This is a genomic window from Mycobacterium sp. IDUB_28 (genome assembly GCF_055419285.1).
The window spans coordinates 149,045-173,647 of record NZ_JBVAXK010000002.1 but is presented as its reverse complement, the minus strand read 5'-3'; the positions used below and the strand labels follow the sequence as shown (position 1 = coordinate 173,647).

The window sequence follows — 24,603 nt, the reverse complement described above, 5'->3', positions numbered from 1 at the left end:
GTTAGGCCCCGGTGGGTGCTGCTTGCTGAAAGCGCTCGTAACCGTTCTGCTCGAGTTCGTCGGCCAGCTCGGGCCCGCCCGATTCCGCGATGCGACCGCCGACGAACACGTGCACATATTCCGGCCGGATGTAGCGCAGGATGCGGGTGTAGTGCGTGATCAGCAGGACGCCGCCGTGCTCGGCCTGCGCGTAGCGGTTCACGCCGTCGCTCACCACCCGCAGCGCGTCGACGTCCAGGCCGGAGTCGGTCTCGTCCAGGATGGCGATCTTGGGCTTGAGCAGCTCGAGCTGCAGGATCTCGTGGCGCTTCTTCTCGCCGCCGGAGAAACCCTCGTTGACGCTGCGCTCGGCGAAGGCCGGGTCAACCTCCAGGGCGGCCATCGCGGTTTTGACCTCTTTGACCCAGTGCCGCAGCTTGGGCGCCTCGCCGCGGATGGCGGTGGCGGCCGTACGCAGGAAGTTCGACACCGAGACACCGGGCACCTCGACCGGGTACTGCATCGCCAGGAACAGCCCGGCCCGCGCACGTTCGTCGACGCTCATCGCCAGCACGTCCGCGCCGTCCAGGGTGATGGATCCGGACGTGACAAGGTATTTGGGGTGGCCGGCGATGGCGTAGGACAGCGTCGACTTACCGGAGCCGTTGGGGCCCATCAGCGCATGTGTCTCACCGGACTGCACGGTGAGATCGACGCCCTTGAGGATGGGGATCTCGCGCTCCCCGGCCGCGGCATCTTTGTTTTCGACGCTGACGTGCAGGTCTTTGATCTCCAGAGTGGTCATGAGGCTGTGTTCTTCTCCGTGATTTCCAGTTCGTGTTCGATGGCTGCGGTGAGGCGTTCCCGTAGCTCGGGCACCGCGATCTTGGCGATGATCTCACCGAAGAATCCGCGGATCACCAACCGGCGGGCCTGCTCCTCGGGGATGCCGCGGGAGCGCAGGTAGAACAGTTGCTCGTCGTCGAAACGTCCAGTGGCGCTGGCGTGTCCGGCCCCAGCGATCTCACCGGTCTCGATCTCCAGGTTGGGTACCGAGTCCGCGCGGGCGCCGTCGGTGAGCACCAGGTTGCGGTTCATCTCGAAGGTGTTGGTGCCGGTGGCCTCGGCGCGGATCAGCACGTCGCCGATCCAGACGGTGTGCGCGTCGGGTCGCTTGGACGACGGATCTCCTTGCAGCGCACCCTTGTACAGCACGTTGGACTTGCAGTCGGGCTGAGCGTGGTCGACCAGCAGCCGCGACTCGAGGTGCTGGCCGTCGTCGGCGAAGTACAGACCCAACAGGTCCGCGTCGCCACCGGGAGCGGCGAAACGCACAGTGGCCGACATCCGCACCACCTCACCGCCCAGCGTGACGGTGGCGTGTTTGAGCACCGCGTCCTTGCCGAGCCTGCCGTGGTGGGCGCTGAGGTGCACGCCGTCGTCGGCCCAGTCGGCGATCCAGATGACGGTGAGCCGGGCGGCGTCCGCGACGACAAATTCCACGTTGTCGGCGTAGGTTCCGCTGCCCCGGTGATCGATGACGACGACGGCCTCGCCGAATTCCTCGACACGGATTTGCAGGTGCCCATAGGCGGTGGCGCCCGCACCGGGACCCGCGACGGTGATGTTGATCGGTTCGGCGATCTGTCGGTCACGGCCGACGGTGACCAGCGTGGCGGAGTTGAACGACGAAAACGCCTGCGCCGCAACGCGGTCAGCGGGGACACCGCCCTGACCGAGGCGTTCGTCGCCGCGGCGCACTTTCTCGGTGGTCACGCCGTCGTGTTCGGTGACGGCAAGTTGCGCGCTGCCGGTGGCTTGCGCGGAGCCGTCGTGCAGGCCGCGCAGCCGCTTGAGCGGGGTGAACCGCCACAACTCGTCGCGACCGTGCGGCACCTCGAAGGCGTCGACATCAAAGGAGGAGAACAGCTCCCCCTTGTTCAGGGCAGCTGCTGCGGTGCCGGCCGTCATCCGACCGCACCCTCCATCTGCAGCTCGATCAGCCGGTTGAGCTCCAGCGCGTACTCCATCGGCAGTTCCTTGGCGATCGGCTCGACGAACCCGCGCACCACCATCGCCATCGCCTCGTCCTCGGTCATGCCGCGGCTCATCAGGTAGAACAGCTGGTTCTCGCTGACCTTGGAGACGGTGGCCTCATGGCCCATCGTGACGTCGTCTTCACGGATGTCGACGTAGGGGTAGGTGTCGCTGCGGCTGATCGTATCCACCAGCAGCGCATCGCATTTCACCGACGAGCGCGACCCGTGCGCACCCTTGTTGACCTGAACCAGACCGCGGTAGGAGGTACGACCGCCGCCGCGGGCCACCGACTTGGACACGATGTTGCTCGACGTGTTGGGCGCCAGGTGCAGCATCTTGGCGCCGGTGTCCTGGTGCTGGTCCTCGCCGGCGAACGCGATCGAGAGCACCTCACCCTTGGCGTGCTCACCGGTCATCCAGACCGCCGGGTATTTCATGGTGACCTTGGATCCGATGTTGCCGTCGACCCATTCCATGGTGGCGCCGGCTTCGGCGCGGGCGCGCTTGGTGACCAGGTTGTAGACGTTGTTCGACCAGTTCTGGATGGTGGTGTAACGGCAACGGCCACCGGGCTTTACGATGATTTCCACCACCGCGGAGTGCAGCGAGTCCGACTTGTAGATCGGCGCGGTGCAGCCCTCGATGTAGTGCACATAAGCGTTCTCGTCGACGATGATCAGCGTCCGCTCGAACTGGCCCATGTTCTCGGTGTTGATCCGGAAGTAGGCCTGCAGCGGGATGTCGACGTGCACGCCCGGCGGCACGTAGATGAAGCTGCCGCCCGACCACACCGCGGTGTTCAGCGCGGAGAACTTGTTGTCCCCGGCGGGAATCACCGTGCCGAAGTACTTCTTGAAGATCTCCGGGTGCTCTCGCAACGCGGTGTCGGTGTCCAGGAAGATGACGCCCTGCTTTTCGAGGTCCTCGCGAATGGAGTGGTAAACAACTTCTGACTCGTACTGGGCGGCGACACCGGAGACCAGCCGCTGCTTCTCGGCCTCCGGGATGCCCAGCTTGTCGTAGGTGTTCTTGATGTCGGCGGGCAGATCATCCCAGGTCGCGGCCTGCTTCTCGCTGGAGCGCACAAAGTACTTGATGTTGTCGAAGTCAATGCCTTCGAGGTTGGATCCCCAGTTCGGCATCGGCTTCTTGTCGAAGATTCCCAGCGCCTTCAGTCGGATGTCCAGCATCCACTCCGGCTCGCTTTTCTTGGCAGAGATGTCGCGCACCACCGCCTCGGACAAGCCGCGCTGCGCACTGGCGCCGGCGACGTCGGAGTCGGCCCAGCCGTAGCCGTAGCGGCCCAGCGAGTCGATCGTCTGCTCCTGGGTCAGCGGCTCTCTAGCTGCTTCGAGGGTCATCAGGACGCTCCTTCATTGCTGGTGGTCGGGCGCGGGCTGGGCGCCAGTTTGAGTGGCACGTGGGTGGTGCAGGCACAGTCACCGTTGACGATCGTCGCCAACAACTGCACGTGGGTGCCGAGCACCTCAGACATCGCCTGCTGCTCGGCTTCGCACAACTCCGGGAATTCCTCGGCCACGTGGGACACCGGGCAGTGATGCTGGCAGATTTGCACACCCTGCACCGGCCCACCCACCCGGGTGGTGGTGGCGACGTAACCGGCCTGCGTCAGCGCCTGCGCAATGCGCGACGCGGCAGCTTCGACAGCGGAATCGTCGGCGCCGTCGGCCGGCGCCACATCGGACAACAGCGCGTCGATACGGCGGCGCGCGAACTTCTGCACCGCAACGTCGCCGCCGATTTCGCGGAGCTGCCGAATCGCCGCGGAAGCTAGGTCGTCATAGGAATGGTCGAGCTTGGCGCGTCCCGCTGCGGTCAGGCGGTAACGCTTGGCCGGCCGCCCCCGACCCACCTGCTGCCAGGACGCGGCGGCCACGGACTCGGCCTCGCCGGCGTCGATGAGCGCGTCGAGGTGGCGGCGCACTCCGGCGGCCGACAAGCCCAGTCGCTCGCTGATCTCGGTGGCGGTGATGGACCCGGATTCCAGTAGCAGTCGCACGATCGCGCGCCTGGTGTGACCCTCCGACCCGGCAGCGCTGACCGCGGGCACCCCGGCAGGGGCGGCCGCAGACACAGCGCCGCCCAGCTCGGATTGGATTTTCACAACACCAGTGTGTCGCAATTCCCGCCGGCGGTCCAGCAAGGGTGCCCTTACGTGACGAGAGCAACAGCAGCTGCCGTTACGCTGCTCAGATGGCAGCCCGCCACCGCACCTTGAGCTCGTCGATCGCCGCCCTGCACGGCGACGAGCAGACGGTGGGAAAGCCACTCAACGCCACCGAATTCGCGGCACTCAAGCGCACCCGGCTCTTCGGCGCCACCGGCACCGTGCTGATGGCGATCGGCGCCCTGGGCGACGGCGCCCGGCCCGTCGTGCAGGACCCGACCTTCGGCGTCCGGTTGCTCAACCTGCCGTCGCGCATCCAGACCGTCGCGCTGACGATGACCACCACCGGCGCGGTGATGATGGCACTGGCCTGGCTGATGCTGGGCCGGTTCGCGTCGGGCAAGCGGCGGATGTCGCGCGGCGACCTGGACCGCACCCTGGTGCTGTGGATGCTGCCGCTGCTGATCGCTCCCCCGATGTACAGCAAAGACGTCTACTCGTATCTGGCCCAGAGCCAGATCTCGCTGGACGGCCTGGACCCCTACCGGGTGGGTCCGGCGTCCGGCCTGGGCCTGGGCCACGTGTTCACCCTGTCGGTGCCCAGCCTGTGGCGCGAGACCCCGGCGCCCTACGGTCCGCTGTTCCTGTGGATCGGGCGCGGCATCTCCTCGATCACGGGCGAGAACATCGTCGCCGCGGTGTTGTTCCACCGACTGGTGGTGCTGCTGGGGGTGGCCCTGATCGTGTGGGCCACGCCGCGGCTGGCCCGGCGGTGCGGGGTGGCCGAAGTCAGCGCGCTCTGGCTGGGCGCGGCGAACCCGCTGCTGTTCATGCATCTGGTGGCCGGCATCCACAACGAGGCGTTGATGCTGGGACTGATGCTCACCGGCGCTGAATTCGCGTTGCGGGGCCTGGACTCGACCGGCTCGGAACGCCTGCTGCCGCATTCGTGGCGGATCGGCCCGGACTGGCGCCCGCTGGGGATGCTGGTGTTCGGATCGGTCCTGATGGTGCTGTCGTCACAGGTGAAACTGCCCTCGCTGCTGGCGCTGGGCTTCGTCACCGGCGCGCTGGCCTACCGTTGCGGCGGCAGCATCAAGGCGTTGCTGCTCTCCGGCCTCGGCATGGCGGGGTTGGCGTTGACGGTGATGGGCATCGTCGGATGGGCCAGCGGGCTGGGTTTCGGCTGGATCTACACCCTGGGCACCGCCAACGTGGTGCGCAGCTGGATGTCACCGCCCACGCTGCTGGCGCTGGGGACCGGGCAGGTGGGCATTCTGCTGGGCCTGGGCGATCACACCACCGCGATACTGTCGCTGACCCGTGCCATCGGCGTGCTGATCATCATGGTGATGGTCTGCTGGCTGTTGCTGGCCGTCTTCCGCGGCCGGCTACACCCGATCGGCGGACTGGGCGTGGCGCTGGGGCTGACCGTGCTGCTGTTCCCGGTGGTGCAACCCTGGTACCTGCTCTGGGCCATCATTCCGCTGGCCGCGTGGGCGACCCGCACCGGATTCCGCGCCGCGGCGATCGTGATCACGTTGATCGTGGGCATCTTCGGTCCCACCGCCAACGGGGACCGGTTCGCCCTGTTCCAGATCGTCGACGCCACGCTGGCCAGCGCGTTCATCGTGGTGGTGCTCATTTCGCTGACCTATCACCGGCTGCCGTGGCGACCCCTGGACGAGGAGAACCCGGAACCGGCACCTGCCGAGCCGGCGACCGAGATCCAGCCCTCGGCGACGGCCACCACTCCCGACGCCTACGCTGATTCCACGTGAGCTCAGTCCCCCTCGACCGCGAATGCGTGGTGCGGCTGCGCGGGGTGCGCAAACAGTACGGGTCCGTCCAGGCCGTGTCCGGCCTCGATCTGGACGTGCATGCCGCCGAAGTCTTCGCCCTGCTGGGTCCCAACGGCGCCGGTAAGACCACCACCGTCGAGATGTGCGAGGGCTTCGTGCGACCTGACGCCGGCAGCATCGAGGTCCTCGGATTGGACCCGATCGCCGACAACGCGCGCCTGCGGCCCCGGATCGGCGTGATGTTGCAGGGCGGCGGCGGCTACCCGGCGGCGCGCGCCGGGGAAATGCTGGATCTGGTGGCCTCCTATGCCGCCGACCCGCTGGACCCGACGTGGCTGCTGGACATCCTGGGCCTGACCGAAGCGGCCCGCACCACCTACAAGCGGCTCTCCGGCGGCCAGCAGCAGCGGCTCGCGCTGGCCTGCGCCCTGGTCGGCCGTCCCGAACTGGTCTTTCTCGACGAGCCCACCGCCGGGATGGACGCCCACGCGCGGCTGCTGGTGTGGGAACTGATCGACGCGCTGCGCCGCGACGGCGTCACCGTGGTGTTGACGACGCACCAGCTCAAAGAGGCCGAAGAGCTCGCCGACCGGCTGGTGATCATCGACCACGGGACGATGGTCGCGTCCGGCACGCCGGCCGAGCTGATGCGCAGCGGCGCCAAAGACCAGCTGCGGTTCAGCGCGCCGCCGCGCCTCGACCTGTCGCTGTTGAGCTCGGCGCTGCCGGAGGACTACCAGGCCAGCGAGTTGTCCCCGGGCGAGTACCTGGTCGAGGGACCGGTCGGTCCGCAGGTGCTGGCCACCATCACGGCGTGGTGCGCTCAGATCGACGTGCTGGCCACCGACATGCGGGTCGAACAACGCAGCCTCGAAGACGTGTTCCTCGACCTGACCGGCAGAAAGTTGCGGTCATGAGCTTTCCGGCAGGAACCTTCACCCCGGACCCGCGCCCCAGCGCGGTATCCCGGATGCTGGCCGCGCAATTCGGTCTGGAAGCCAAGCTGCTGCTGCGCAATGGCGAGCAGTTGCTGCTGACCATGTTCATCCCGATCACGCTGCTGGTGGGCTTGAGCCTGCTGCCGTTCGGTTCGTTCCGCGAGCCGCGTGCCGCGGTGTTCACCCCCGCCATCATGGCGCTGGCCGTGATCTCCACCGCGTTCACCGGCCAGGCGATCGCGGTGGCCTTCGACCGCCGCTACGGCGCCCTGAAGCGGCTGGGGGCCACCCCGCTGCCGGTCTGGGGCATCATCGTCGGCAAGTCACTGGCTGTGATGTTCACTGTGTTCCTGCAGTCAATCATCTTGGGCGGCATCGGGATTGCGGTCGGCTGGCGGCCGGCGCCGGCTGCGCTGGCCTTGGGCGCGGTGGTGATCGGGCTGGGCACCTGGGCGTTCGCCGCGCTGGGTCTGCTGCTCGGCGGGACGCTGCGCGCCGAGATCGTGTTGGCGCTGGCCAACCTGTTGTGGTTCGTCTTCGCCGGTTTCGGTGCCCTGACACTCGAGACGGACCTGGTCCCGACGGCGATCAAGTGGGCGGCGCGGGTGACGCCGTCGGGAGCGCTGACCGAGGCGCTGTCGCAGGCCATGAGCTTGCGGGTGGACTGGTTCGGGATCGCCGTGCTGACCGTGTGGGGTGCGGTGGCCGCGCTGGCGGCGCGGCGGTGGTTCCGCTTCGTCTGAGCCGTCCGGGGGCGTTGGCTCTGCGCCCGGGGCGGGAAAGTTCGAGTGCGCGCCCTCAGCGCAGTGTCAACGGCCGGGGGCTGCTCTACTACACGACGTAGTCGTCGATACGATCGTTCGGTGACGGTCGGAGGGGCGTTGATGCGGCTGGTGGACCGGCTCCCCGACCCCAGCCTGCGCATCCAACGCTGGATCGCCGCCGCCGTCATCCTCACCCAGGGCGGCATCGCGGTCACCGGCGCGATCGTCCGCGTCACCGCCTCGGGCCTGGGCTGCCCGACCTGGCCGCAGTGCTTTCCGGGCAGCTTCACCCCCGTCGCCCACGCCGAAGTGCCGCGCATCCACCAGGCCGTCGAGTTCGGCAACCGGATGATCACCTTCGCGGTCGTCGTCACCGCCGCGCTGGCCGTACTGGCGGTCACCCGGGCGCGACGCCGCCGCGAGGTGCTGGTCTACGCGTGGCTGATGCCGGCCTCGACCGTGGTGCAGGCGGTCATCGGCGGCATCACCGTACGCACCGGGTTGCTGTGGTGGACCGTCGCGATCCACTTGCTGGCGTCGATGACGATGGTGTGGCTGTCGGTGCTGCTCTACGTCAAGGTCGGCGAGCCGGATGACGGTGTGGTCCGGGTTCGGGTGCCCCGGCCGCTGCGCCTGCTCACCGTGCTCAGCGCTCTGAATCTGGCCGCGGTTCTGGTGACCGGCACGCTGGTGACCGCGGCCGGCCCGCATGCCGGCGACAAGAGCCCCAGCCGCACGGTCCCGCGGCTCAAGGTCGAGGTCACCACCCTGGTGCACGCCCACTCGTCGCTGCTGGTGTCCTATTTCGCGCTGCTGGTGGGCCTGTGCTTCGGGCTGGTGGCGGTGCACGCTTGCCGGGACACGCTGCGGCGGCTCGGCGTCCTGCTCGCGCTGGTGACCGCCCAGGCCGCCGTCGGCACCGCCCAGTTCTACACCGGGGTCCCCGCGGTGTTGGTCGCCCTCCACGTGGCCGGCGCGGCGGCGTGCACCGCGGCTACCGCGGCGTTATGGGCGTCGATGCGAGAACGGGCCGAGCCCGAGACCTTCGCAGGCTGACTCCACGGCCAGCGCGAACTGCCGCTGAGCCTGCTCACGGGTCTGGGTGTCCAGGCGCAGCCAGCCCAGCGCCGGGTCGATCAGCTGCAGTTCGAGCACCCGGTGACCGACCAGATGAACCCGTGCATACAGCAGCTCCCCCGGTGCGGCGGCCAGCGCGGCGGCGCCGACGTCCCAAAGTTCGAAATCCACCTCCCCCTGATGCAGGGTGTCGCCCCGCGGGACGAACGCGTGCGACGGCCTGCCACCGAGAAATACCAGCACCGTTTCCGGGCCAGAGCCCGCCTGGACGAACACGGTCCGGCCGGCGCGGTGTTGCTCGTCGACTTCAGTGCGGGCCGCTGCCGGAACGCTGCATCGCCGCGTCCCGGTGCCGACGACGGGTCCGACGAAGATGTGGCCCTCGCGCGGCAACCGGGCCCGCTCGCCGGGCGCGCACGTCGAGCCCGGCACCGTCGGCACCCCCCGAGCCGCCAGATCGTCCAGGTAGCGCCGATCGGCGTTCCAGGCGACGACAGCGGGCGGGTTGAGCACCTGCTGCGCACCGTGCGCCCAGGTCAGGAACTCGTCGAGCCGGGTGGCGTAATCGTGGGTGGCCCGCAGGATCACCAGGTGTGCCGCGGCGACCTCCGGGTCATCCCAGGACAGCCATCGGGCCTGCAGACCCCGGTGTCGCAGCGCGGCCACCAGCCCCGCGTCGTCGCCGTCGCCGGCGGGACGCTGAGGACTGCCCGCCAGCACGATGCGCGGATGGAAGACGTCCGGTCGGGCTAGTTTCATGCCCGGGCATGATATCCCCCATGCGTGCGATCGAAGTCAGCGAAACCGGCGGTCCCGAGGTCCTGAACTACACCGAGGTGGCCCAGCCCGAGCCCGGCCCCGGCGAGCTGCTGATCAAGGCGGAGGCCATCGGCGTCAACTACATCGACACCTACTTCCGTTCCGGCCAGTACCCGCGCCCGCTGCCCTTCGTGCTGGGCTCCGAGGTGTGCGGAACGGTGGTCGCGGCCGGCCCCGAAGCGGGCGACGACATTGCCGTCGGCGACCGGGTGGCGAGCCCGTCAGCCAACGGCGGGTACGCCGAATTCTGCACTGCCCCAGCATATTTGACCGCCAAGGTGCCCGACGCAGTCAGCTCCGAGGTCGCCGCGTCGGCACTGCTGAAAGGCCTGACCGCGCAGTATCTGCTCAAGTCGGTGTACGCGGTGCAGAGCGGCGAGAGCATCCTGATCCACGCTGGCGCCGGTGGGGTGGGCCTGATCCTGACGCAGTGGGCCACCGCACTGGGAGCGCGGGTGATCACCACGGTGTCGACGCCGGAGAAAGAGGCGCTGTCGCGGCAGGCCGGGGCCGCCGAGGTGCTCCCCTACCCCGACGACGCCGGTCAGTTCGGTCAGCGAATCCGCGCGCTCACCGACGGTGCGGGGGTGGCTGCGGTGTACGACGGCGTGGGGGCGACCACCTTCGACGCGAGCCTGGCCAGCCTCTCGGTGCGCGGCACGCTGGCCCTGTTCGGCGCTGCCAGCGGACCCGTCGCGCCCGTGGACCCGCAGCGGCTCAACCACGCCGGTTCGGTGTACCTGACCCGGCCCTCACTGGCCCACTTCATCCGCACTGGACCCGAATTCAGTTCGCGCGCAGCCGCATTGTTCGAGGTGATCGAGAGCGGGGCGGTGCGGGTCGAGGTCGGCCACAGCTATCCGCTGGCCGACGCCGCGCGTGCGCACATCGATCTGCAGGGGCGGAAGACGTCCGGCTCGATCGTGCTGCTGCCCTAGGTCCAGCGTCCTCAAAATGCCGGTGCCGCACGGCGTGTCGACGTACATTTCGGGACGCTCGGCGCAGAGAGTCGAGGGTCAGAACAACGTCGGCAGCGCGATCACCGAGTCGATGGCCAGCGCGCAGAACACCAGCGCCAAGTAGTTGTTGGACTGCAGAAACAGCCGCAGCGGCTTGATCTCCTCGCCGGCGCGCACGCCTGCGTACAGCTGGTGGGCCATCGCCAGGAACCAGACCCCGGCCACCACCGCGACCGCCGCATACAGCCACCCGGCGGCCAGCGCGAGCGCCAGCGTCGACAGCACCGTCAGCCAGGTGTAGATCAGGATCTGCTTGGTGACCTGACGCTCGGTCGCCACCGCGGGCAGCATCGGCACGCCGGCCACTTTGTAGTCTTCTTTGTACCGCATCGCCAGCGCCCAAGTGTGCGGCGGCGTCCAGAAGAAGATCACCGCGAACATTGCCAGCGCCGGCCACCCGATGGTGCCGGTGACCGCCGACCAGCCGATCATCACCGGCATGCACCCGGCCGCCCCGCCCCACACCACGTTCTGCGAGGTGCGCCGCTTGAGCAGCAATGTGTAGACGAACACGTAGAACGCGATGGTGGCCACGGCCAGCACGCCGGAGAGCAGGTTGGTGGTCCACCACAGCCAGCCGAACGAGCCCGCGCTGAGCACCAGGCCGAAGATCAGCGCGTTACGCCTGGGCACCGCCGCCCTGGCCAGCGGCCGGCGCGCGGTCCGCTTCATCACCTTGTCGATGTCGGCGTCGGCCACGCAGTTCAGGGTGTTGGCGCCGCCCGCCGCCATGATGCCGCCCAGCAGCGTGTTCAGGATGAGCAACGGCTCGACGGCGCCACGGTGCGCCAGCAGCATCGCCGGAATCGCGGTGACCAACAGCAGCTCGATCACCCGTGGCTTGGTCAACGCCACATAGGCCAGCACCTTGCCGACGACCCGGCCCTGCAACAGGCCTTCGGTCCGGCCCGGCGCCACGATATCTGGGCGCCCGCGAACGCTCACGCATTAACTCCTCGGTGAAATCGCAGCCGCGCGCAGCTTCTACTACGCACGATGGTAGACGTCGCGAGCGCGCCCGCGGACCCGCAGGGGTCGATTCGGCGGTTTCGCGGTGCTGAACCCCAACGAGATATTTTCACACCGGCTTCATTGGGTACACCCCATTCTGGACCTGCTACCGGCCGCCAACCGGCACTAGGGTGAAATTGATCAGTTTTATGACCCCCGACTGTGGACTGGACTGAGGACTGAATTAGTGACCACTGCCGAAGAGATCTCCGAGCTCACTCAAGCGCACCACCCCGACGACTGGACCGAGATCGATTCGGCTGCGGTCGACACCATCCGGGTTCTGGCCGCCGACGCCGTGCAGAAGGTCGGCAACGGCCATCCCGGAACCGCCATGAGCCTGGCCCCGCTGGCCTACACGCTGTTCCAGCGGGCCATGCGCCACGATCCCAGCGATGTCCACTGGCTGGGCCGCGACCGGTTCGTGCTGTCGGCCGGGCACAGCAGCCTGACGTTGTACCTGCAGCTCTACCTGGGCGGGTTCGGGCTGGAGCTCTCCGACATCGAATCGCTGCGCACCTTCGGCTCCAAGACCCCCGGGCACCCGGAGTTCCGGCACACCGAGGGCGTCGAGATCACCACCGGCCCGTTGGGCCAGGGATTGGCCTCGGCGGTCGGGATGGCGATGGCGGCGCGCTATGAGCGCGGTCTGTTCGACCCCGACGCCGAACCGGGCAGCAGCCCGTTCGACCACCACATCTACGTGATCGCCTCCGACGGCGACATCGAAGAGGGCGTGACGTCCGAGGCGTCGTCGCTGGCCGCGGTGCAGCAACTGGGCAACCTCATCGTGTTCTACGACCGCAACCAGATCTCGATCGAGGACGACACCAACATCGCCCTGTGCGAGGACACCGCGGCGCGCTACCGCGCCTACGGATGGCATGTGCAAGAAGTCGAGGGCGGCGAGAACGTCGTCGGCATCGAAGAAGCGATCGCCAACGCCAAGGCCGAGACCGGCCGGCCGTCGTTCATCTCGTTGCGCACCATCATCGGCTTCCCCGCGCCCAACCTGATGAACACCGGCAAGGCGCACGGCGCGGCCCTGGGCGACGACGAGGTGGCCGAGACCAAGAAGATCCTCGGGTTCGACCCCGACAAGACGTTCGAGGTGCGCGACGACGTGATCGCGCACACCCGCAAGCTGGTCGAGCGCGGTAAGGCTGCTCACGAGAAGTGGCAGACCGACTTCGACGCGTGGGCCGAGCGCGAACCCGAGCGCAAGGCGTTGCTGGACCGCCTGACCGCGCAGGAGCTGCCCGACGGCTGGGACGCCGACCTGCCGAGCTGGGAGCCGGGCGAGGACGAGATCGCCACCCGCAAAGCCTCCAACAAGGTGCTGGATGCGGTCGGACCGAAGCTGCCGGAGCTGTGGGGCGGATCGGCCGACCTGGCGGGCAGCAACAACACCACCATCGACGGCGCCAAATCCTTCGGTCCGCCGTCGATCTCCACCAAGGACTACCAGGCCGACTGGTACGGCCGCACCCTGCACTTCGGTGTGCGCGAGCACGCGATGGGCGCGATCCTGTCCGGCATCGTGCTGCACGGACCCACCCGCGCGTACGGCGGCACGTTCCTGCAGTTCTCCGACTACATGCGTCCGGCGGTGCGGTTGGCGTCGCTGATGGACATCGACACCATCTACGTGTGGACGCACGACTCGGTCGGACTCGGCGAGGACGGTCCGACGCACCAGCCGATCGAGCACCTCTCGGCGCTGCGCGCGATACCGAACCTGTCGGTGGTGCGACCGGCCGACGCCAACGAGACCGCGTACGCGTGGCGCACCGTGTTGGCCCGGGGCAATGGCAGCGGCCCGGTGGGGCTGATCCTGACCCGCCAGAACGTTCCCATCCTGGCCGGCACCGACGCCGACGGGGTGGCGCGCGGCGGCTACATCCTCGGTGATGACGGCGGCGACGAGCCCGACGTGGTGCTGATTGCCACCGGCTCCGAGGTCCAGCTCGCCGTCGAGGCGCAGAAGTTGTTGGCGGACAAGGACATTATCGCGCGGGTGATTTCGATGCCGTGCGTGGAGTGGTTCGAGTCGCAGCCGGCCGACTACCGCGACAAGGTGCTGCCGCCGTCGGTGTCGGCGCGGGTGGCCGTCGAAGCCGGTGTCGCCCAGTCCTGGCACAAGCTCGTCGGCGATACCGGCAAGATCGTGTCCATCGAGCACTACGGCGAATCCGCCGACTACAAGACGCTGTTCAAGGAGTACGGCTTCACCGCGGAAGCCGTCGCCGACGCGGCGGAAGAAGCACTCGATAACTGAGAAAAGGTGATTCAAGATGACCCAGAACCCGAATCTGGCTGCACTGAGCGCGGCGGGGGTATCGGTATGGCTGGACGACTTGTCCCGCGACCGAATCCGGTCCGGCAATCTGCAGGAGCTGATTGACACCAAGAGTGTCGTGGGAGTCACCACCAACCCGTCCATCTTCCAGAAGGCGTTGGCCGACAGCGACACCTACGACGACCAGATCGCTGAGCTGGCCGAGCGTGGCGCCGACGTGGACGCCACCATTCGTACGGTGACCACCGATGACGTGCGCGACGCGTGTGATGTGTTGCGGCCGCAGTGGGAATCCTCCGACGGCGTGGATGGCCGGGTGTCGATCGAGGTGGACCCGCGGCTGGCGCACGACGCGGACAAGACCGCGCAGCAGGCGATCGAGCTGTGGAAGATCGTGGACCGGCCCAACCTGTTCATCAAGATCCCGGCCACCGAAAAGGGCATCCCTGCCATCACTTCGACTCTGGCAGAAGGCATTTCGGTCAACGTCACGTTGATCTTCTCCGTCGAGCGCTACCGCGCGGTGATGGACGCCTACCTGGAGGGGCTGGAGAAGGCCAAAGAGGCCGGCCACGATTTGTCCAAGATCCACTCGGTGGCTTCGTTTTTCGTGTCCCGGGTGGACACCGAGGTCGACAAGCGGCTGGAGAAGATCGACTCCGAGGACGCGCGAGCGCTGCTCGGGCAGGCCGCGGTCGCCAATGCCCGCCTGGCTTATGCCGCGTACCAAGAGGTCTTCGAGGGCGGTGAGCGTTTCGAGGCGCTCAAGGCCGACGGCGCCCGGGCGCAGCGGCCGCTGTGGGCGTCCACCGGGGTCAAGAACGAGGACTATTCCGACACCCTGTACGTCACCGAACTGGTGGCCCCCAACACGGTGAACACCATGCCGGAGAAGACGCTGAACGCCGTCGCCGACCACGGTCAGATCAGCGGCGATACGGTCACCGGCACCGCCGCGGAGGCCCAGCAGGTCTTCGACAAGCTCGACTCCATCGGCATCGATCTGGACGACGTGTTCATCGCGCTGGAGAAAGAAGGCGTGGAGAAGTTCGAGGACTCCTGGAAGGAACTGCTCGAGGAAACTCAGGCGCAGCTCGACTCCGCCGACAAATGAGTCAGGAGTCCTGGCAGAACCCGCTGCGCGACAAGCGCGACAAACGACTCCCCCGCATCGCCGGCCCGTGCGGCATGGTGATTTTCGGTGTCACCGGCGATCTGGCCCGCAAGAAGGTGATGCCGGCGATCTACGACCTGGCCAACCGCGGTCTGCTGCCGCCGACCTTCTCCCTGGTGGGGTTCGCGCGCCGGGACTGGAGCTCACAGGACTTCGGTGACGTGGTGTACCAGGCCGTCAAGGAGCACTGCCGAACTCCGTTCCGCCAGGAGAACTGGGACCGGCTGGCCGAGGGATTTCGTTTCGTGCCAGGCTCTTTCGACGACGACGACGCATTCGGTCGGCTCGCCGAGACGCTGGAGAAGCTCGATGCCGAACGGGGCACCGGCGGCAATCACGCGTTCTACCTGGCGATTCCGCCGAAGTCGTTTCCAGTGGTGTGCGACCAGCTGCACAAGTCCGGACTGGCCCGCCCGCAGGACGACCGGTGGAGCCGGGTGGTGATCGAGAAGCCCTTCGGCCACGACCTGCACAGCGCTGAGGAACTCAACAAATCCGTCAACGCGGTCTTTCCCGAGGACGCGGTCTTCCGCATCGACCACTACCTGGGCAAAGAGACAGTGCAGAACATCATGGCGCTGCGGTTCGCCAACCAGCTGTTCGACCCGATCTGGAATTCCCACTACGTCGACCACGTGCAGATCACCATGGCCGAGGACATCGGATTGGGCGGTCGCGCAGGCTATTACGACGGCATCGGCGCGGCCCGGGATGTGATCCAGAATCATCTGATGCAACTGCTGGCGCTGACCGCGATGGAAGAGCCGGTCAGCTTCACCCCGAAGTCGTTGGAGTCGGAGAAGATCAAGGTCCTCTCCGCGATCAGGCTCGCCGAGCCGCTGGACGAGACCACCAGCCGCGGCCAGTACACGGCCGGGTGGCAGGGCGGGGAACGGGTGGTCGGCTTGCTCGAGGAGGAGGGCTTCGCGACGGATTCCACCACCGAGACATTCGCGGCCATCACCCTGGAGGTCGACACTCGTCGCTGGGCGGGCGTGCCGTTCTATCTGCGGACCGGAAAACGGTTGGGCCGCAGGGTCACCGAGATCGCGCTGGTGTTCAAGCGCGCCCCGCATCTGCCGTTCGACGCCACCATGACCGATGAACTCGGCGCCAACGCCATGGTGATCCGGGTGCAGCCGGACGAGGGCATCACGTTGCGGTTCGGCTCCAAAGTTCCCGACACCGCGATGGAGGTCCGAGACGTCAACATGGACTTCTCCTACGGCTCGGCGTTCGCCGAGGAATCGCCGGAGGCCTACGAGCGGCTGATCCTCGACGTGCTGCTCGGTGAGCCGTCGCTGTTCCCGGGCAACGAAGAGGTCGAATTGGCCTGGCAGATACTCGATCCCGTGCTCGACAACTGGGCGGCGCACGGCAAGCCGGAGCCCTATGCGGCCGGCACCTGGGGTCCGGAGTCGGCGTTCGAGATGCTGCGCCGCACCGGCCGGGAATGGCGGCGGCCATGATCGCCGGCGAGGAGGGGCGGCGCGGATGATCGTCGAAGTACCGGAAACCACCACCACCGCGGTCAACAAGAAACTCGACGAACTGCGCGAAGAGGCCGGCATCGTGACGATGGGCCGGGTGCTGACGCTGATCATCGCACCGGACAGCGACGCCGTGCTGGAAGAGTCGGTCCAGGCCGCCAACGACGCCAGCCACGAACACCCCAGCCGCATCATCGTGGCGATGCGCGGCGACCCGTACGCGGACAAGCCCAAGCTGGACGCCGAGATCCGGGTCGGGCGCGACGCCGGCGCCGGCGAGGTGCTGATTCTGCGCCTGTCTGGCGCGCTGTCCGGGCATGCCGACAGCGTCGTGGTGCCCTTTCTGCTGCCCGACATCCCGGTGGTGGCCTGGTGGCCGGACATCGCTCCCGAGGTGCCGGCACAGGATCCGTTGGGCAAGTTGGCAATTCGCCGCATCACCGACGCCACCAACGGCGAAGACCCGCTGTCGGCGATCAAGAGCAGGCTGGCCGGGTACACCGCCGGCGACACCGACCTGGCCTGGAGCCGCATCACCTATTGGCGCGCGCTGCTGACCTCGGCCGTCGATCTGCCACCCCACGAGCCGATCGAATCGGCGCTGATCTCCGGGTTGCGGACCGAGCCCGCGTTGGACGTGCTGGCCGGGTGGCTGGCCAGCCGGATCGACGGACCGGTACGCCGCGAAGTCGGCGACCTGAAGGTGGAGCTGGTGCGCGCGAGCGAGACCATCACGCTGAGTCGGCCCCAGGACGGCACCACCGCCACGCTGAGCCGCACCGCGAAGCCCGACGCCCGGGTTCCGTTGCCGCGCAGGGTAACCGGTGAATGCCTGGCCGAAGATCTGCGCCGGCTCGACGCTGACGAGATCTACCTGTCCGCACTGGAAGGGATCAAGAAAGTGCAGTACGCATGAGCACCGAGATCCAGACGTTCGCCGACGGCGACGCCCTGGCCGAGGCGGCCGGCCAGCGACTGATCGGTGCCGTCCGGGACTCGATCGAGGCGCGCGGTCAGGCGCTGATCGTGTTGACCGGCGGCGGCAATGGCATCGGGTTGCTGCGCCACCTGGCGACCCGGGCGGATCAGATCGACTGGTCGAAAGTGCACATCTTCTGGGGCGACGAACGCTACGTCGCCGAAGACGACGACGAGCGCAATGAGAAGCAGGCGCGCGAGGCGCTGCTCGACCACGTCGACATTCCGGCCAGCCAGGTGCATCCGATGGCCGCCGACGACGGCGAGTTCGGCTCCGACATCGACGCCGCCGCGCTGGCCTACGAGCAGGTGCTGGCCGCCAACGCCGCAGCGGGTGACACATCGCCCAGCTTCGACGTGCACCTCCTGGGCATGGGTCCGGAAGGCCACGTCAACTCGCTGTTCCCGGACACCCCGGCGGTGCGCGAAACCAGCCGCATCGTGGTCGCGGTCGAGGACTGCCCGAAGCCGCCGCCGCTGCGAATCACCTTGACTTTGCCGGCAATCCAGCGTTCGCGGGAAGTCTGGCTGCTGGTGTCCGGCGAAGGCAAGGCCGACGCGGTGGCCGCCGCGGTCAACGGCGCCGAGCCGGTGTCGCTGCCGGCTGCCGGTGCTGTCGGCCGCGAGGCCACGGTGTGGTTCCTGGACGAAGGTGCGGCCAGCAAGCTTTCCCGGGGGTAGGTGGCTTCGCCTGCGGGAGTAATAATGACCTCCATGGCAGACACAAGCGGCACCCGACCGAAGCCGGCTCGGCAAAGAGTGAAGACGCTGACCCAGGCGGCCCTGAACGCCGACAAGACGGTGGAGCAGGTCGAGGATGTGCTGGACGGCTTGAGCACTTCCCTGGTGGAGCTGAACAAGTCGTTGAAGGCGCTCAATGCCACGGTCGAACGGATGGAAGACGCTTTGAACCATCTGGACCGCACCCTGTCCAGCCTCGATGACCTCGCCAAGCGGCTGCTCGGCGTACTGCAGCCGGTGGAAGCCATTCTGGAGCGGATGGACAACATCGTCAGCTGGGGCGAGACGATGATGGCGCCGATCAACGTGACCGAGCACATGATGCGCGGCGTGCTGGACAAGCTCCGCAACAGAAGCGTGTGACCCGCCCGGACGGCGCCCGCGCCAGGGCCGCGTCCACCGTCGTGGCGTTTCACGCACATCCGGATGACGAGGTCATCCTGACCGGCGGCACCCTGGCCAAGGCCGCGGCCGCCGGACACCGCGTGGTCGTGGTCAGCGCTACCGACGGGCGGATGGGCTCGGACGCCGACGACACTCGCTTGGACGAATTGCGTTCGAGTGCAAGGACTCTGGGCGCCCACCGGGTGGAATGCCTGGGTTATGCCGACAGTGGGTACGGGTCGGACTTCTATCCGGACCCGCCGGGGCGGGTGCGGTTCGGCCGCGCCGACGTCGAGGAGGCGGCGGCGCGGCTGGCCGACATCCTGCGCGCCGAAGACGCCCAGCTGCTGATCAGCTATCAGCCCAACGGCGGCTACGGTCACCGCGACCATGTGCAGGTGCACCACGTGGGCAAGCGCGCCGCTGAATTGGCCGGTACGCCACGGCTACTCGAGGTGACGATGCCCCGGGAACTGCTGCGCCGTGTCAGCGACCTGTGCCGACTGTTGCGGCTGCCGGCGCCTTACGAGCCGGAGATCATCGACAGCTCCTATGCGCCGCGGGCCACCATCACCCACCGGGTCAATGTGCGACGGTTCGCGCGGCAGAAGCGAGATGCCTTCGCCGCGCACCGTTCCCAGCTCGGTGACGGACTGGCCGCCCGGCTGTACGGGGTGTTGATGCGGTTGCCCCCGCAGGTATTCGGCGCGGTGTTCAGTTACGAATGGTTCGTCGACCCGGCGGCAGCTCCGGGCCCGCTGCTCGACGACATCTTCGACAGCGGTGCGCAGCCCTCACATCTTGGTCGATCGGGCCAGCACGAAACTGAACAGACCGTAGGTGATGATCCCGAGGCCGGCGGCGATCAGCAGGGCTGAACCGAAGGGTTGCGCCCCCAACGTGCGCAGGGCGCCGTCGAGACCGGTGGCCCGGCTCGGCTCGGAACGCCACGCGGCCACGACCACCAGCAGGCCCGCGGCCGCGAGCACCACACCCTTGCCGACGTAGCCCGCCACCCCGAGGTGGCGGACCACCTTGCCCGACGTGCCGTTGAGGTCGTCGACGAACTTGCGCGCCGCCCCTTTGTAGATGTGGTATCCCCCGATTGCGACCACCGCCACCCCGGCGGCGACCAGCGCGATGGTGCCCGCCGTGGACTGCATCAGGCGTGCACTCATGGTCGAGCTCTGTTCGCTCGAGGCCCGGCCCGCACCGCGCGCGAAACCCCATGCGGAATAGGCGAATCCGAGATACACCGCGGCCACCCCGAAAGCCTTGGCCCGGTCCAGCAATCCCGGCGACGAGTCCGACGACTCGCGGTCGACCGCACGTCCGAGAAACGTCTCGATCAATCGCCACAGGCCCAGCGTCAACAGCAGGCCGGTGGCGACCCACAGCGCGGCCGGACCGCCGGGCTGGTCCGCCAGGGTGGCCAGCGCCCCGGACTGGTCCGCGGTACCGCCGTCGCCGAGTGCGATCCGGATGGCCAGGTAGCCGACGATCAGATGCAGCAGGCCGGAGACGACGAACCCGGCGCGCGCGAACTTTTCGAACACCTCGTTCTGCGCGACCTGCACCCCGCTGACCGACCGTGCGTTCTCGAACATGGAACCCCCTCGGTACCGGGGATGCCCGTTATCCGCTGTTGCGTAACGCGCTGGCCAGCCCGTTCATCGTGAGCAGAATGCCGCGCTGCACCAGTTCGTCGTCCTCCCCGGAGCGGTAGCGGCGCAACAGTTCGACCTGCAGGTGGTTCAGCGGTTCGAGGTAGGGGAACCGGTTGAACACCGAACGCGCCAGCGACGGGTTGTCGGCCAGCAGATCTTCCTCACCGGTGATGCGTTTGTACATCGTGATGGTGCGCTTGTGTTCGTCGACGATCTTGTCGAAAACGCGGTTGCGCAGGGCCTCGTCGTCGACCAGCTCGGCGTAGCGGGCCGCCAGGCCCAGATCGCTCTTGGCCAGCACCTGCGCCATGTTGGACAGCACGCTGCGGAAGAACGGCCACCGCTCATACAAGTCGTGCAGCACCGCAAGCCGGTCCGCTTCGCTGTCCGGGCCCGCGGCGATCCACTGCTCGAAGGCCGCACCGGTGCCGTACCAGCCGGGCAACATCACCCGGGACTGGCTCCAGGCCAGCACCCAGGGGATGGCGCGCAGGTCCGCGATGGACTCCGTCGGCTTGCGTGAACTCGGCCGGCTGCCGATGTTGAGCGACCCGATCTCACTGACCGGCGTGGAGGCTTTGAAGTACTCCACGAAACCGTCTGTGTGATGGACCAATTCGGCGTATGCCCGCTGGGCCAGGGCGGCGATCTCGTCGAGCACCCGGTAGGCCGGTTCCGCGTCGTCGCCGAGACCTTCGACGTCGAGCAGCGTGGACTCCAGCGTCGCGGCCAGCAGGCTCTCCAGGTTGCGCCGGGCCATCTGCGGTTCGGCGTACTTCGCCGCGATCACCTCGCCCTGCTCGGTCAGCCGCAGCGAACCGTTCACCGCCCCGGGCGGCTGCGCCAGGATCGCCTGATAGCTCGGGCCGCCGCCGCGGCCCACCGTGCCGCCGCGACCGTGGAACAGCCGCAACCGGATTCCGCCTTTGCGGGCTGCGTCCACCAGGGCCAGCTCGGCGCGGTAGACCGCCCAGTTGGCGGCCAGATATCCGCCGTCCTTGTTCGAGTCGGAGTAACCCAGCATCACTTCCTGCATGTCACCGCGTGCGGCGACCATGCCGCGGTACAGCGGAAGCTCCAGCATCGCCTGCAGAATGGCCGCGCCGTTGTGCAAGTCGTCGATCGTTTCGAACAGCGGCGATATCCCCACCGGACAGTAGGGTTCGTCGCCGGAGGCGTCGAGCAGGCCCACCTCTTTCATCAGCAGGGCCGGTTCCAGGATGTCGGACACCGACTGGCACATCGAGATGACGTAGTTGGGAACCGCTGCGGGACCGTAGGTTTGGACCGCGTGGGTGGCGGCGCCGACGATGTCGAGTTCCTTGCGCGCCAGCTCGGACAACCTGGCCCGGTCGCCGACCAGTGGCCGGCGGGTGCTCAACTCGGCCACCAGCAGTTCGACCCGCTCGTCTTCGGGCAGCGAGGCGTAGTCCGGGTGCACACCGGCCCAGGCCAGCAGTTCGGCGACCACCTCCTCGTGCACGTCGGAGTTCTGGCGCAGATCCAGGCCGCTCAGGTGAAAACCGAAGACGTGCACGCTTTCTCGCAGCAGCGCAAGGCGGTCGTCGGCCAGCAGTGCGCTGCCGTGCGTGCGCAACGACGCGTCGATGGTGTCCAGGTCCGCGCGCAACTGCCCCGGTGTGGCGTAGGCCGGCAGACCCAGGTCCAACAGATGCAGCGGCTCCTGATCCAGGATCGCAGTCGCGGTCGCGCTCAACCGGGACCGGATCACTCGCAACGCGCGGCGGTACGGCTCGTCGTCGCGCGCTTTGTCCTGGCATCCCTGGGCCAGCTCGGCCAGTTCGGGAGTCACCGCGAGCAGCCGCGAGGACATCGACAGCTCCTGCTCGAGGTGGTCGAGTTCGGCGAGGTAGTGCGCCAGCGCGGTGTAGGCAGCGCTGCCGGTGGCCAGCCGGACCACGTCGGCGGTCACGTTCGGGTTGCCGTCCCGGTCGCCGCCGATCCAGGAGCCCGGCTGCAGGATCGGACCCGACAGCAGGTCGGCGTCGGGCCAGCGGGCCCGCAGCGCGTCCCGCACTTCGGCGTTGACCTTGGGTAGCACCTCGAAGAAGGCGGACGCGTAGTAGCGCAGCCCGACCGCGATCTCGTCGCTGATCTGCAGCCGGGACAACCGGATGATCGCGGTCTGCCACAAGGTGAGGATCTGGCGACGCAACTCGAGTTCGACGCTGCGTCCGCTGTCGGTCTCGGTGTGCCCCTCGGAGTGCAGCCTCATCAACTCGGTGATGCGGTGCTGGGTGACGAAGACCGTGCGCCGCCGCGTCTCGGTGGGATGGGCGGTGATCACCGGGGCCACCAGCGCGCCTTGCAGGGCCTGCGCCACCGTCGCCGAATCCAGGTCAGCGTCGTCGAGCTTGGCGTAGGTGGCGGCCAGGCTGCTGTCCTGCGGGGGTTCGCCCGCCTCGACGTGGATGTTGCGCCGGCGTTCGCGATGGATGTCTTCGGCCACGTTGGCCAGCAGCGCGAAATGGGTGAACGCGCGGATGACCGGGATGGCCTGATGGATGTCGATGCCGTCGAACATGCGCGAGACCTCGGCGCGGTCGATCTCCGAGCGCCGGACCCGGAAGGATTCCACCCGCGCCCGCTCTACCAGATCGAACACCTCGTCGCCGTTCTGCTCGCGCACGGTGTCGCCGAGAATGGCGCCCAGCAGCCTGATGTCGGCGCGCATCGGCTCGGTCGCGTCGCGACCCACCTTCGTGCGGTGCACGTCGCCGATGGGTTCCAGGGCGGTGTCAGAGGCCTCGACCATCGTCCCAGTATCGGTGCCGACCGGCTTGACGGCCATTTGGCAGCGTTTAGGCAGTCGGGGCCCGGGTAAAGAAGGCCATCCCGGCCGTCGGTCGCGGACGGCTTGAGTTGACCGGCCCCCAGACTGCGCTAGCCCCTATCGAAGGACTCCACATGTTTTTCCCGAATGGCTGTCACGTGCCTGCGTCGCCGGGGTCGCGGATTCGCCGCCACCTCCTGGTCTTTGCCTTCGTCCTGTTCCTCGCCGGATTCGGCGTCGGCGCGCCGGAGGCATCGGCGGGACTGCTCGACGGGGTGAAGACGGCACCGAGCCTGGTCGTCGACACCACGCGGGTGGAGCCAGGGGTGGTGCGCATCGACACCGCCATCCCGTTCGAACGTGCGACGGGAACCGGCACGGGCATCGTGCTGAGTCCGGACGGCATCGTGCTGACCAACAACCATGTCATCCGCGGCGCCACCGACATCAGTGTCACCGATATCGGCAACGGCCAGGCCTACCCTGCTGACGTGCTCGGGTACGACCGCAAGAGCGACATCGCCGTCCTGCAACTCCGCGGCGCGGCGGACTTACCCGTCGCCCCTACCGCCGACTCGGCGAGTGTGCGCGTGGGCGACCCGGTGACCGCCGTCGGATTCCCCGAGGGCGGCGGACTGTCGCCCGCGGGCGGCGCTGTCCAAGCGCTGGGCCAGAGCATTGTCGCCACCGACCAGAGCACCGGCAGCACCGAGCAGCTGTCCGATCTGATCGCGTTCGGCGCCAACGTTCGTCCCGGGAATTCGGGTGGGCCGCTGGTCGACAACAGCGGCCGCGTCGTCGGGATCGTCACCGCCGCTTCGGAGACCTATCGAATGGTCAGTACCGGAGGCTTCGCCATCCCGCTGAATCGGGCGTTGACCATCGCGGACGCCATCCGATCCGGCACCCCGAGCGGTTCGGTGCACGTCGGCCCGACGGCCATCCTGGGCGTCGGCGTCAGCAACGACGGCGGCTCCGGAGGTGTCCCGGTGCAGGGTGTCCTGCGCGGCTCGCCTGCCGAGGCGGCGGGGCTGGCGGGCGGCGACGTCATCACCGCGATCGACGGCACGCGGGTCCCGGACGGGACCGTGCTCACCGATGTGCTCGACCGGCACCGTCCCGATGACGTGGTGATGGTGACTTACCTCGACCGAGAGCGGATCACCCGCACCGTGCCCGTCACCCTGGCGGCCGGTCCGCCGAACTGAGCCTTGCGACTGCCGGTCCCGGGTCTTCGGGTCAGGTTAGGTAGGCTCCCCGGTATGGAATTGGCCCTGCAGATCACTCTGGTGGTCACCAGCGTGCTCGTGGTGTTGCTGGTGCTGCTGCACCGCGCCAAGGGCGGCGGCCTGTCGACACTGTTCGGCGGGGGTGTGCAGTCCAGCTTGTCCGGGTCCACGGTGGTCGAGAAGAACCTCGACCGGTTGACGCTGTTCATCACCGGTATCTGGCTGGTGTCCATCGTCGGTATGGCGTTGTTGATCAAATACAAGTGACGC

21 protein-coding genes and 1 pseudogene are annotated in these 24,603 nt (G+C 67.9%); 14 read left to right on the top strand and 8 right to left on the bottom strand.

The window, feature by feature from the left end:
• Position 1: 1 nt before the first annotated feature.
• Genes sufC through ACZYZ9_RS04840 form a run of 4 tightly spaced genes read right to left on the bottom strand, consistent with a single transcriptional unit; the run spans position 2 to position 4,240 of the window.
• On the bottom strand, positions 2-784 hold the full coding sequence (gene sufC, locus ACZYZ9_RS04855; protein WP_463825074.1) for a Fe-S cluster assembly ATPase SufC: 783 nt from the start codon (positions 782-784) through the stop codon (positions 2-4).
• Positions 781-1,950 (bottom strand): Fe-S cluster assembly protein SufD, encoded by a 1,170-nt coding sequence (gene sufD / locus ACZYZ9_RS04850; RefSeq protein ID WP_463825073.1) that lies wholly within the window; start codon positions 1,948-1,950, stop codon positions 781-783. Before sufD ends, sufC begins: the two co-directional genes overlap by 4 nt.
• Positions 1,947-3,380 (bottom strand): Fe-S cluster assembly protein SufB, encoded by a 1,434-nt coding sequence (gene sufB / locus ACZYZ9_RS04845; protein WP_463825072.1) that lies wholly within the window; start codon positions 3,378-3,380, stop codon positions 1,947-1,949. The genes sufD and sufB overlap by 4 nt, the downstream gene beginning before the upstream one ends.
• A complete protein-coding gene (locus tag ACZYZ9_RS04840) occupies positions 3,380-4,240 on the bottom strand; it encodes a helix-turn-helix transcriptional regulator (RefSeq protein WP_463825449.1) in 861 nt (286 codons plus the stop codon). The genes sufB and ACZYZ9_RS04840 overlap by 1 nt, the downstream gene beginning before the upstream one ends.
• On the opposite strand from ACZYZ9_RS04840, the gene mptB reads away from it, so the two are divergent.
• The 4 genes from mptB to ACZYZ9_RS04820 all read left to right on the top strand — a co-directional run bounded on the left by mptB (position 4,234) and on the right by ACZYZ9_RS04820 (position 8,707).
• Complete coding sequence (gene mptB, locus ACZYZ9_RS04835) at positions 4,234-5,928, top strand: polyprenol phosphomannose-dependent alpha 1,6 mannosyltransferase MptB (protein ID WP_463825071.1); 1,695 nt, start codon at positions 4,234-4,236, stop codon at positions 5,926-5,928. The genes ACZYZ9_RS04840 and mptB overlap by 7 nt on opposite strands.
• On the top strand, positions 5,925-6,866 hold the full coding sequence (locus ACZYZ9_RS04830; protein ID WP_463825070.1) for an ABC transporter ATP-binding protein: 942 nt from the start codon (positions 5,925-5,927) through the stop codon (positions 6,864-6,866). The genes mptB and ACZYZ9_RS04830 overlap by 4 nt, the downstream gene beginning before the upstream one ends.
• On the top strand, positions 6,863-7,630 hold the full coding sequence (locus ACZYZ9_RS04825) for an ABC transporter permease (protein ID WP_463825069.1): 768 nt from the start codon (positions 6,863-6,865) through the stop codon (positions 7,628-7,630). The genes ACZYZ9_RS04830 and ACZYZ9_RS04825 overlap by 4 nt, the downstream gene beginning before the upstream one ends.
• A gap of 141 nt (positions 7,631-7,771) precedes the next feature.
• Positions 7,772-8,707 carry a COX15/CtaA family protein gene (locus ACZYZ9_RS04820; RefSeq protein ID WP_463825448.1) on the top strand — a complete coding sequence of 312 codons (936 nt, stop codon included), beginning with the start codon at positions 7,772-7,774 and terminating at the stop codon, positions 8,705-8,707.
• Here ACZYZ9_RS04820 and ACZYZ9_RS04815 read toward each other — a convergent pair.
• The gene (locus ACZYZ9_RS04815) at positions 8,657-9,487 is read right to left on the bottom strand and encodes an ATP-grasp domain-containing protein (RefSeq protein WP_463825068.1); all 831 of its coding nucleotides are present in this window, start codon (positions 9,485-9,487) and stop codon (positions 8,657-8,659) included. The two genes, ACZYZ9_RS04820 and ACZYZ9_RS04815, sit on opposite strands and share 51 nt — an antisense overlap.
• 20 nt (positions 9,488-9,507) lie before the next feature.
• Here ACZYZ9_RS04815 and ACZYZ9_RS04810 point away from each other — a divergent pair, with 20 nt between their 5' ends.
• Positions 9,508-10,485, top strand: a complete 978-nt coding sequence (locus ACZYZ9_RS04810) for a quinone oxidoreductase family protein (RefSeq protein ID WP_463825067.1) — start codon at positions 9,508-9,510, stop codon at positions 10,483-10,485.
• A 78-nt stretch (positions 10,486-10,563) separates the two neighbouring features.
• Here ACZYZ9_RS04810 and ACZYZ9_RS04805 read toward each other — a convergent pair whose 3' ends face one another.
• The gene (locus tag ACZYZ9_RS04805) at positions 10,564-11,511 is read right to left on the bottom strand and encodes a heme o synthase (RefSeq protein ID WP_463825066.1); all 948 of its coding nucleotides are present in this window, start codon (positions 11,509-11,511) and stop codon (positions 10,564-10,566) included.
• A 253-nt stretch (positions 11,512-11,764) separates the two neighbouring features.
• On the opposite strand from ACZYZ9_RS04805, the gene tkt reads away from it, so the two are divergent.
• The 7 genes and pseudogenes from tkt to ACZYZ9_RS04770 form a co-directional block, all read left to right on the top strand.
• A complete protein-coding gene (tkt, locus tag ACZYZ9_RS04800; RefSeq protein ID WP_463825065.1) occupies positions 11,765-13,855 on the top strand; it encodes a transketolase in 2,091 nt (696 codons plus the stop codon).
• Positions 13,856-13,871: 16 nt separating this feature from the next.
• On the top strand, positions 13,872-14,990 hold the full coding sequence (gene tal / locus ACZYZ9_RS04795; RefSeq protein ID WP_463825064.1) for a transaldolase: 1,119 nt from the start codon (positions 13,872-13,874) through the stop codon (positions 14,988-14,990).
• Entirely contained in the window at positions 14,987-16,519 is a 1,533-nt protein-coding gene (zwf, locus tag ACZYZ9_RS04790; RefSeq protein WP_463825063.1) for a glucose-6-phosphate dehydrogenase, read from the top strand. The genes tal and zwf overlap by 4 nt, the downstream gene beginning before the upstream one ends.
• A 25-nt stretch (positions 16,520-16,544) precedes the next feature.
• Complete coding sequence (gene opcA, locus ACZYZ9_RS04785; RefSeq protein WP_463825062.1) at positions 16,545-17,456, top strand: glucose-6-phosphate dehydrogenase assembly protein OpcA; 912 nt, start codon at positions 16,545-16,547, stop codon at positions 17,454-17,456.
• Positions 17,453-18,199: a 6-phosphogluconolactonase gene (gene pgl / locus ACZYZ9_RS04780; protein ID WP_463825061.1), complete on the top strand. Its 747-nt coding sequence runs from the start codon at positions 17,453-17,455 to the stop codon at positions 18,197-18,199. The genes opcA and pgl overlap by 4 nt, the downstream gene beginning before the upstream one ends.
• Before the next feature lie 24 nt (positions 18,200-18,223).
• Positions 18,224-18,622, top strand: a complete 399-nt coding sequence (locus ACZYZ9_RS04775) for an ATPase (protein ID WP_463825060.1) — start codon at positions 18,224-18,226, stop codon at positions 18,620-18,622.
• A pseudogene (locus tag ACZYZ9_RS04770) lies at positions 18,619-19,422 on the top strand (PIG-L deacetylase family protein); the annotation flags it as partial. The gene ACZYZ9_RS04775 and the pseudogene ACZYZ9_RS04770, both read left to right, overlap by 4 nt.
• Before the next feature lie 15 nt (positions 19,423-19,437).
• Here the strand turns inward: ACZYZ9_RS04770 and ACZYZ9_RS04765 are convergent.
• Positions 19,438-20,250 carry a DUF1206 domain-containing protein gene (locus ACZYZ9_RS04765; RefSeq protein WP_463825059.1) on the bottom strand — a complete coding sequence of 271 codons (813 nt, stop codon included), beginning with the start codon at positions 20,248-20,250 and terminating at the stop codon, positions 19,438-19,440.
• A 28-nt stretch (positions 20,251-20,278) separates the two neighbouring features.
• Positions 20,279-23,086 (bottom strand): phosphoenolpyruvate carboxylase, encoded by a 2,808-nt coding sequence (gene ppc / locus ACZYZ9_RS04760; protein WP_463825447.1) that lies wholly within the window; start codon positions 23,084-23,086, stop codon positions 20,279-20,281.
• Positions 23,087-23,238: 152 nt separating this feature from the next.
• Between ppc and ACZYZ9_RS04755 the strand changes: the two genes are divergently transcribed.
• Together ACZYZ9_RS04755 and secG are read left to right on the top strand one after the other, a co-directional pair.
• On the top strand, positions 23,239-24,312 hold the full coding sequence (locus tag ACZYZ9_RS04755) for a S1C family serine protease (protein WP_463825058.1): 1,074 nt from the start codon (positions 23,239-23,241) through the stop codon (positions 24,310-24,312).
• 54 nt (positions 24,313-24,366) lie between these two features.
• Positions 24,367-24,600 (top strand): preprotein translocase subunit SecG, encoded by a 234-nt coding sequence (gene secG, locus ACZYZ9_RS04750; protein ID WP_085252171.1) that lies wholly within the window; start codon positions 24,367-24,369, stop codon positions 24,598-24,600.
• Positions 24,601-24,603: the final 3 nt, after the last annotated feature.

Excerpts from the sequence above, each read along its gene's own strand:
- ACZYZ9_RS04820 (WP_463825448.1), top strand. The coding sequence starts at position 7,772 with ATGCGGCTGGTGGACCGGCTCCCCGACCCCAGCCTGCGCATCCAACGC.
- ACZYZ9_RS04755 (WP_463825058.1), top strand. The coding sequence starts at position 23,239 with ATGTTTTTCCCGAATGGCTGTCACGTGCCTGCGTCGCCGGGGTCGCGG.
- sufC (WP_463825074.1), bottom strand. The coding sequence starts at position 784 with ATGACCACTCTGGAGATCAAAGACCTGCACGTCAGCGTCGAAAACAAA.
- sufD (WP_463825073.1), bottom strand. The coding sequence starts at position 1,950 with ATGACGGCCGGCACCGCAGCAGCTGCCCTGAACAAGGGGGAGCTGTTC.
- tal (WP_463825064.1), top strand. The coding sequence starts at position 13,872 with ATGACCCAGAACCCGAATCTGGCTGCACTGAGCGCGGCGGGGGTATCG.
- secG (WP_085252171.1), top strand. The coding sequence starts at position 24,367 with ATGGAATTGGCCCTGCAGATCACTCTGGTGGTCACCAGCGTGCTCGTG.
- opcA (WP_463825062.1), top strand. The coding sequence starts at position 16,545 with ATGATCGTCGAAGTACCGGAAACCACCACCACCGCGGTCAACAAGAAA.
- mptB (WP_463825071.1), top strand. The coding sequence starts at position 4,234 with ATGGCAGCCCGCCACCGCACCTTGAGCTCGTCGATCGCCGCCCTGCAC.
- ACZYZ9_RS04765 (WP_463825059.1), bottom strand. The coding sequence starts at position 20,250 with ATGTTCGAGAACGCACGGTCGGTCAGCGGGGTGCAGGTCGCGCAGAAC.
- ACZYZ9_RS04815 (WP_463825068.1), bottom strand. The coding sequence starts at position 9,487 with ATGAAACTAGCCCGACCGGACGTCTTCCATCCGCGCATCGTGCTGGCG.
- sufB (WP_463825072.1), bottom strand. The coding sequence starts at position 3,380 with ATGACCCTCGAAGCAGCTAGAGAGCCGCTGACCCAGGAGCAGACGATC.
- ACZYZ9_RS04810 (WP_463825067.1), top strand. The coding sequence starts at position 9,508 with ATGCGTGCGATCGAAGTCAGCGAAACCGGCGGTCCCGAGGTCCTGAAC.
- ACZYZ9_RS04825 (WP_463825069.1), top strand. The coding sequence starts at position 6,863 with ATGAGCTTTCCGGCAGGAACCTTCACCCCGGACCCGCGCCCCAGCGCG.
- pgl (WP_463825061.1), top strand. The coding sequence starts at position 17,453 with ATGAGCACCGAGATCCAGACGTTCGCCGACGGCGACGCCCTGGCCGAG.
- zwf (WP_463825063.1), top strand. The coding sequence starts at position 14,987 with ATGAGTCAGGAGTCCTGGCAGAACCCGCTGCGCGACAAGCGCGACAAA.
- ACZYZ9_RS04775 (WP_463825060.1), top strand. The coding sequence starts at position 18,224 with ATGACCTCCATGGCAGACACAAGCGGCACCCGACCGAAGCCGGCTCGG.
- ppc (WP_463825447.1), bottom strand. The coding sequence starts at position 23,086 with ATGGTCGAGGCCTCTGACACCGCCCTGGAACCCATCGGCGACGTGCAC.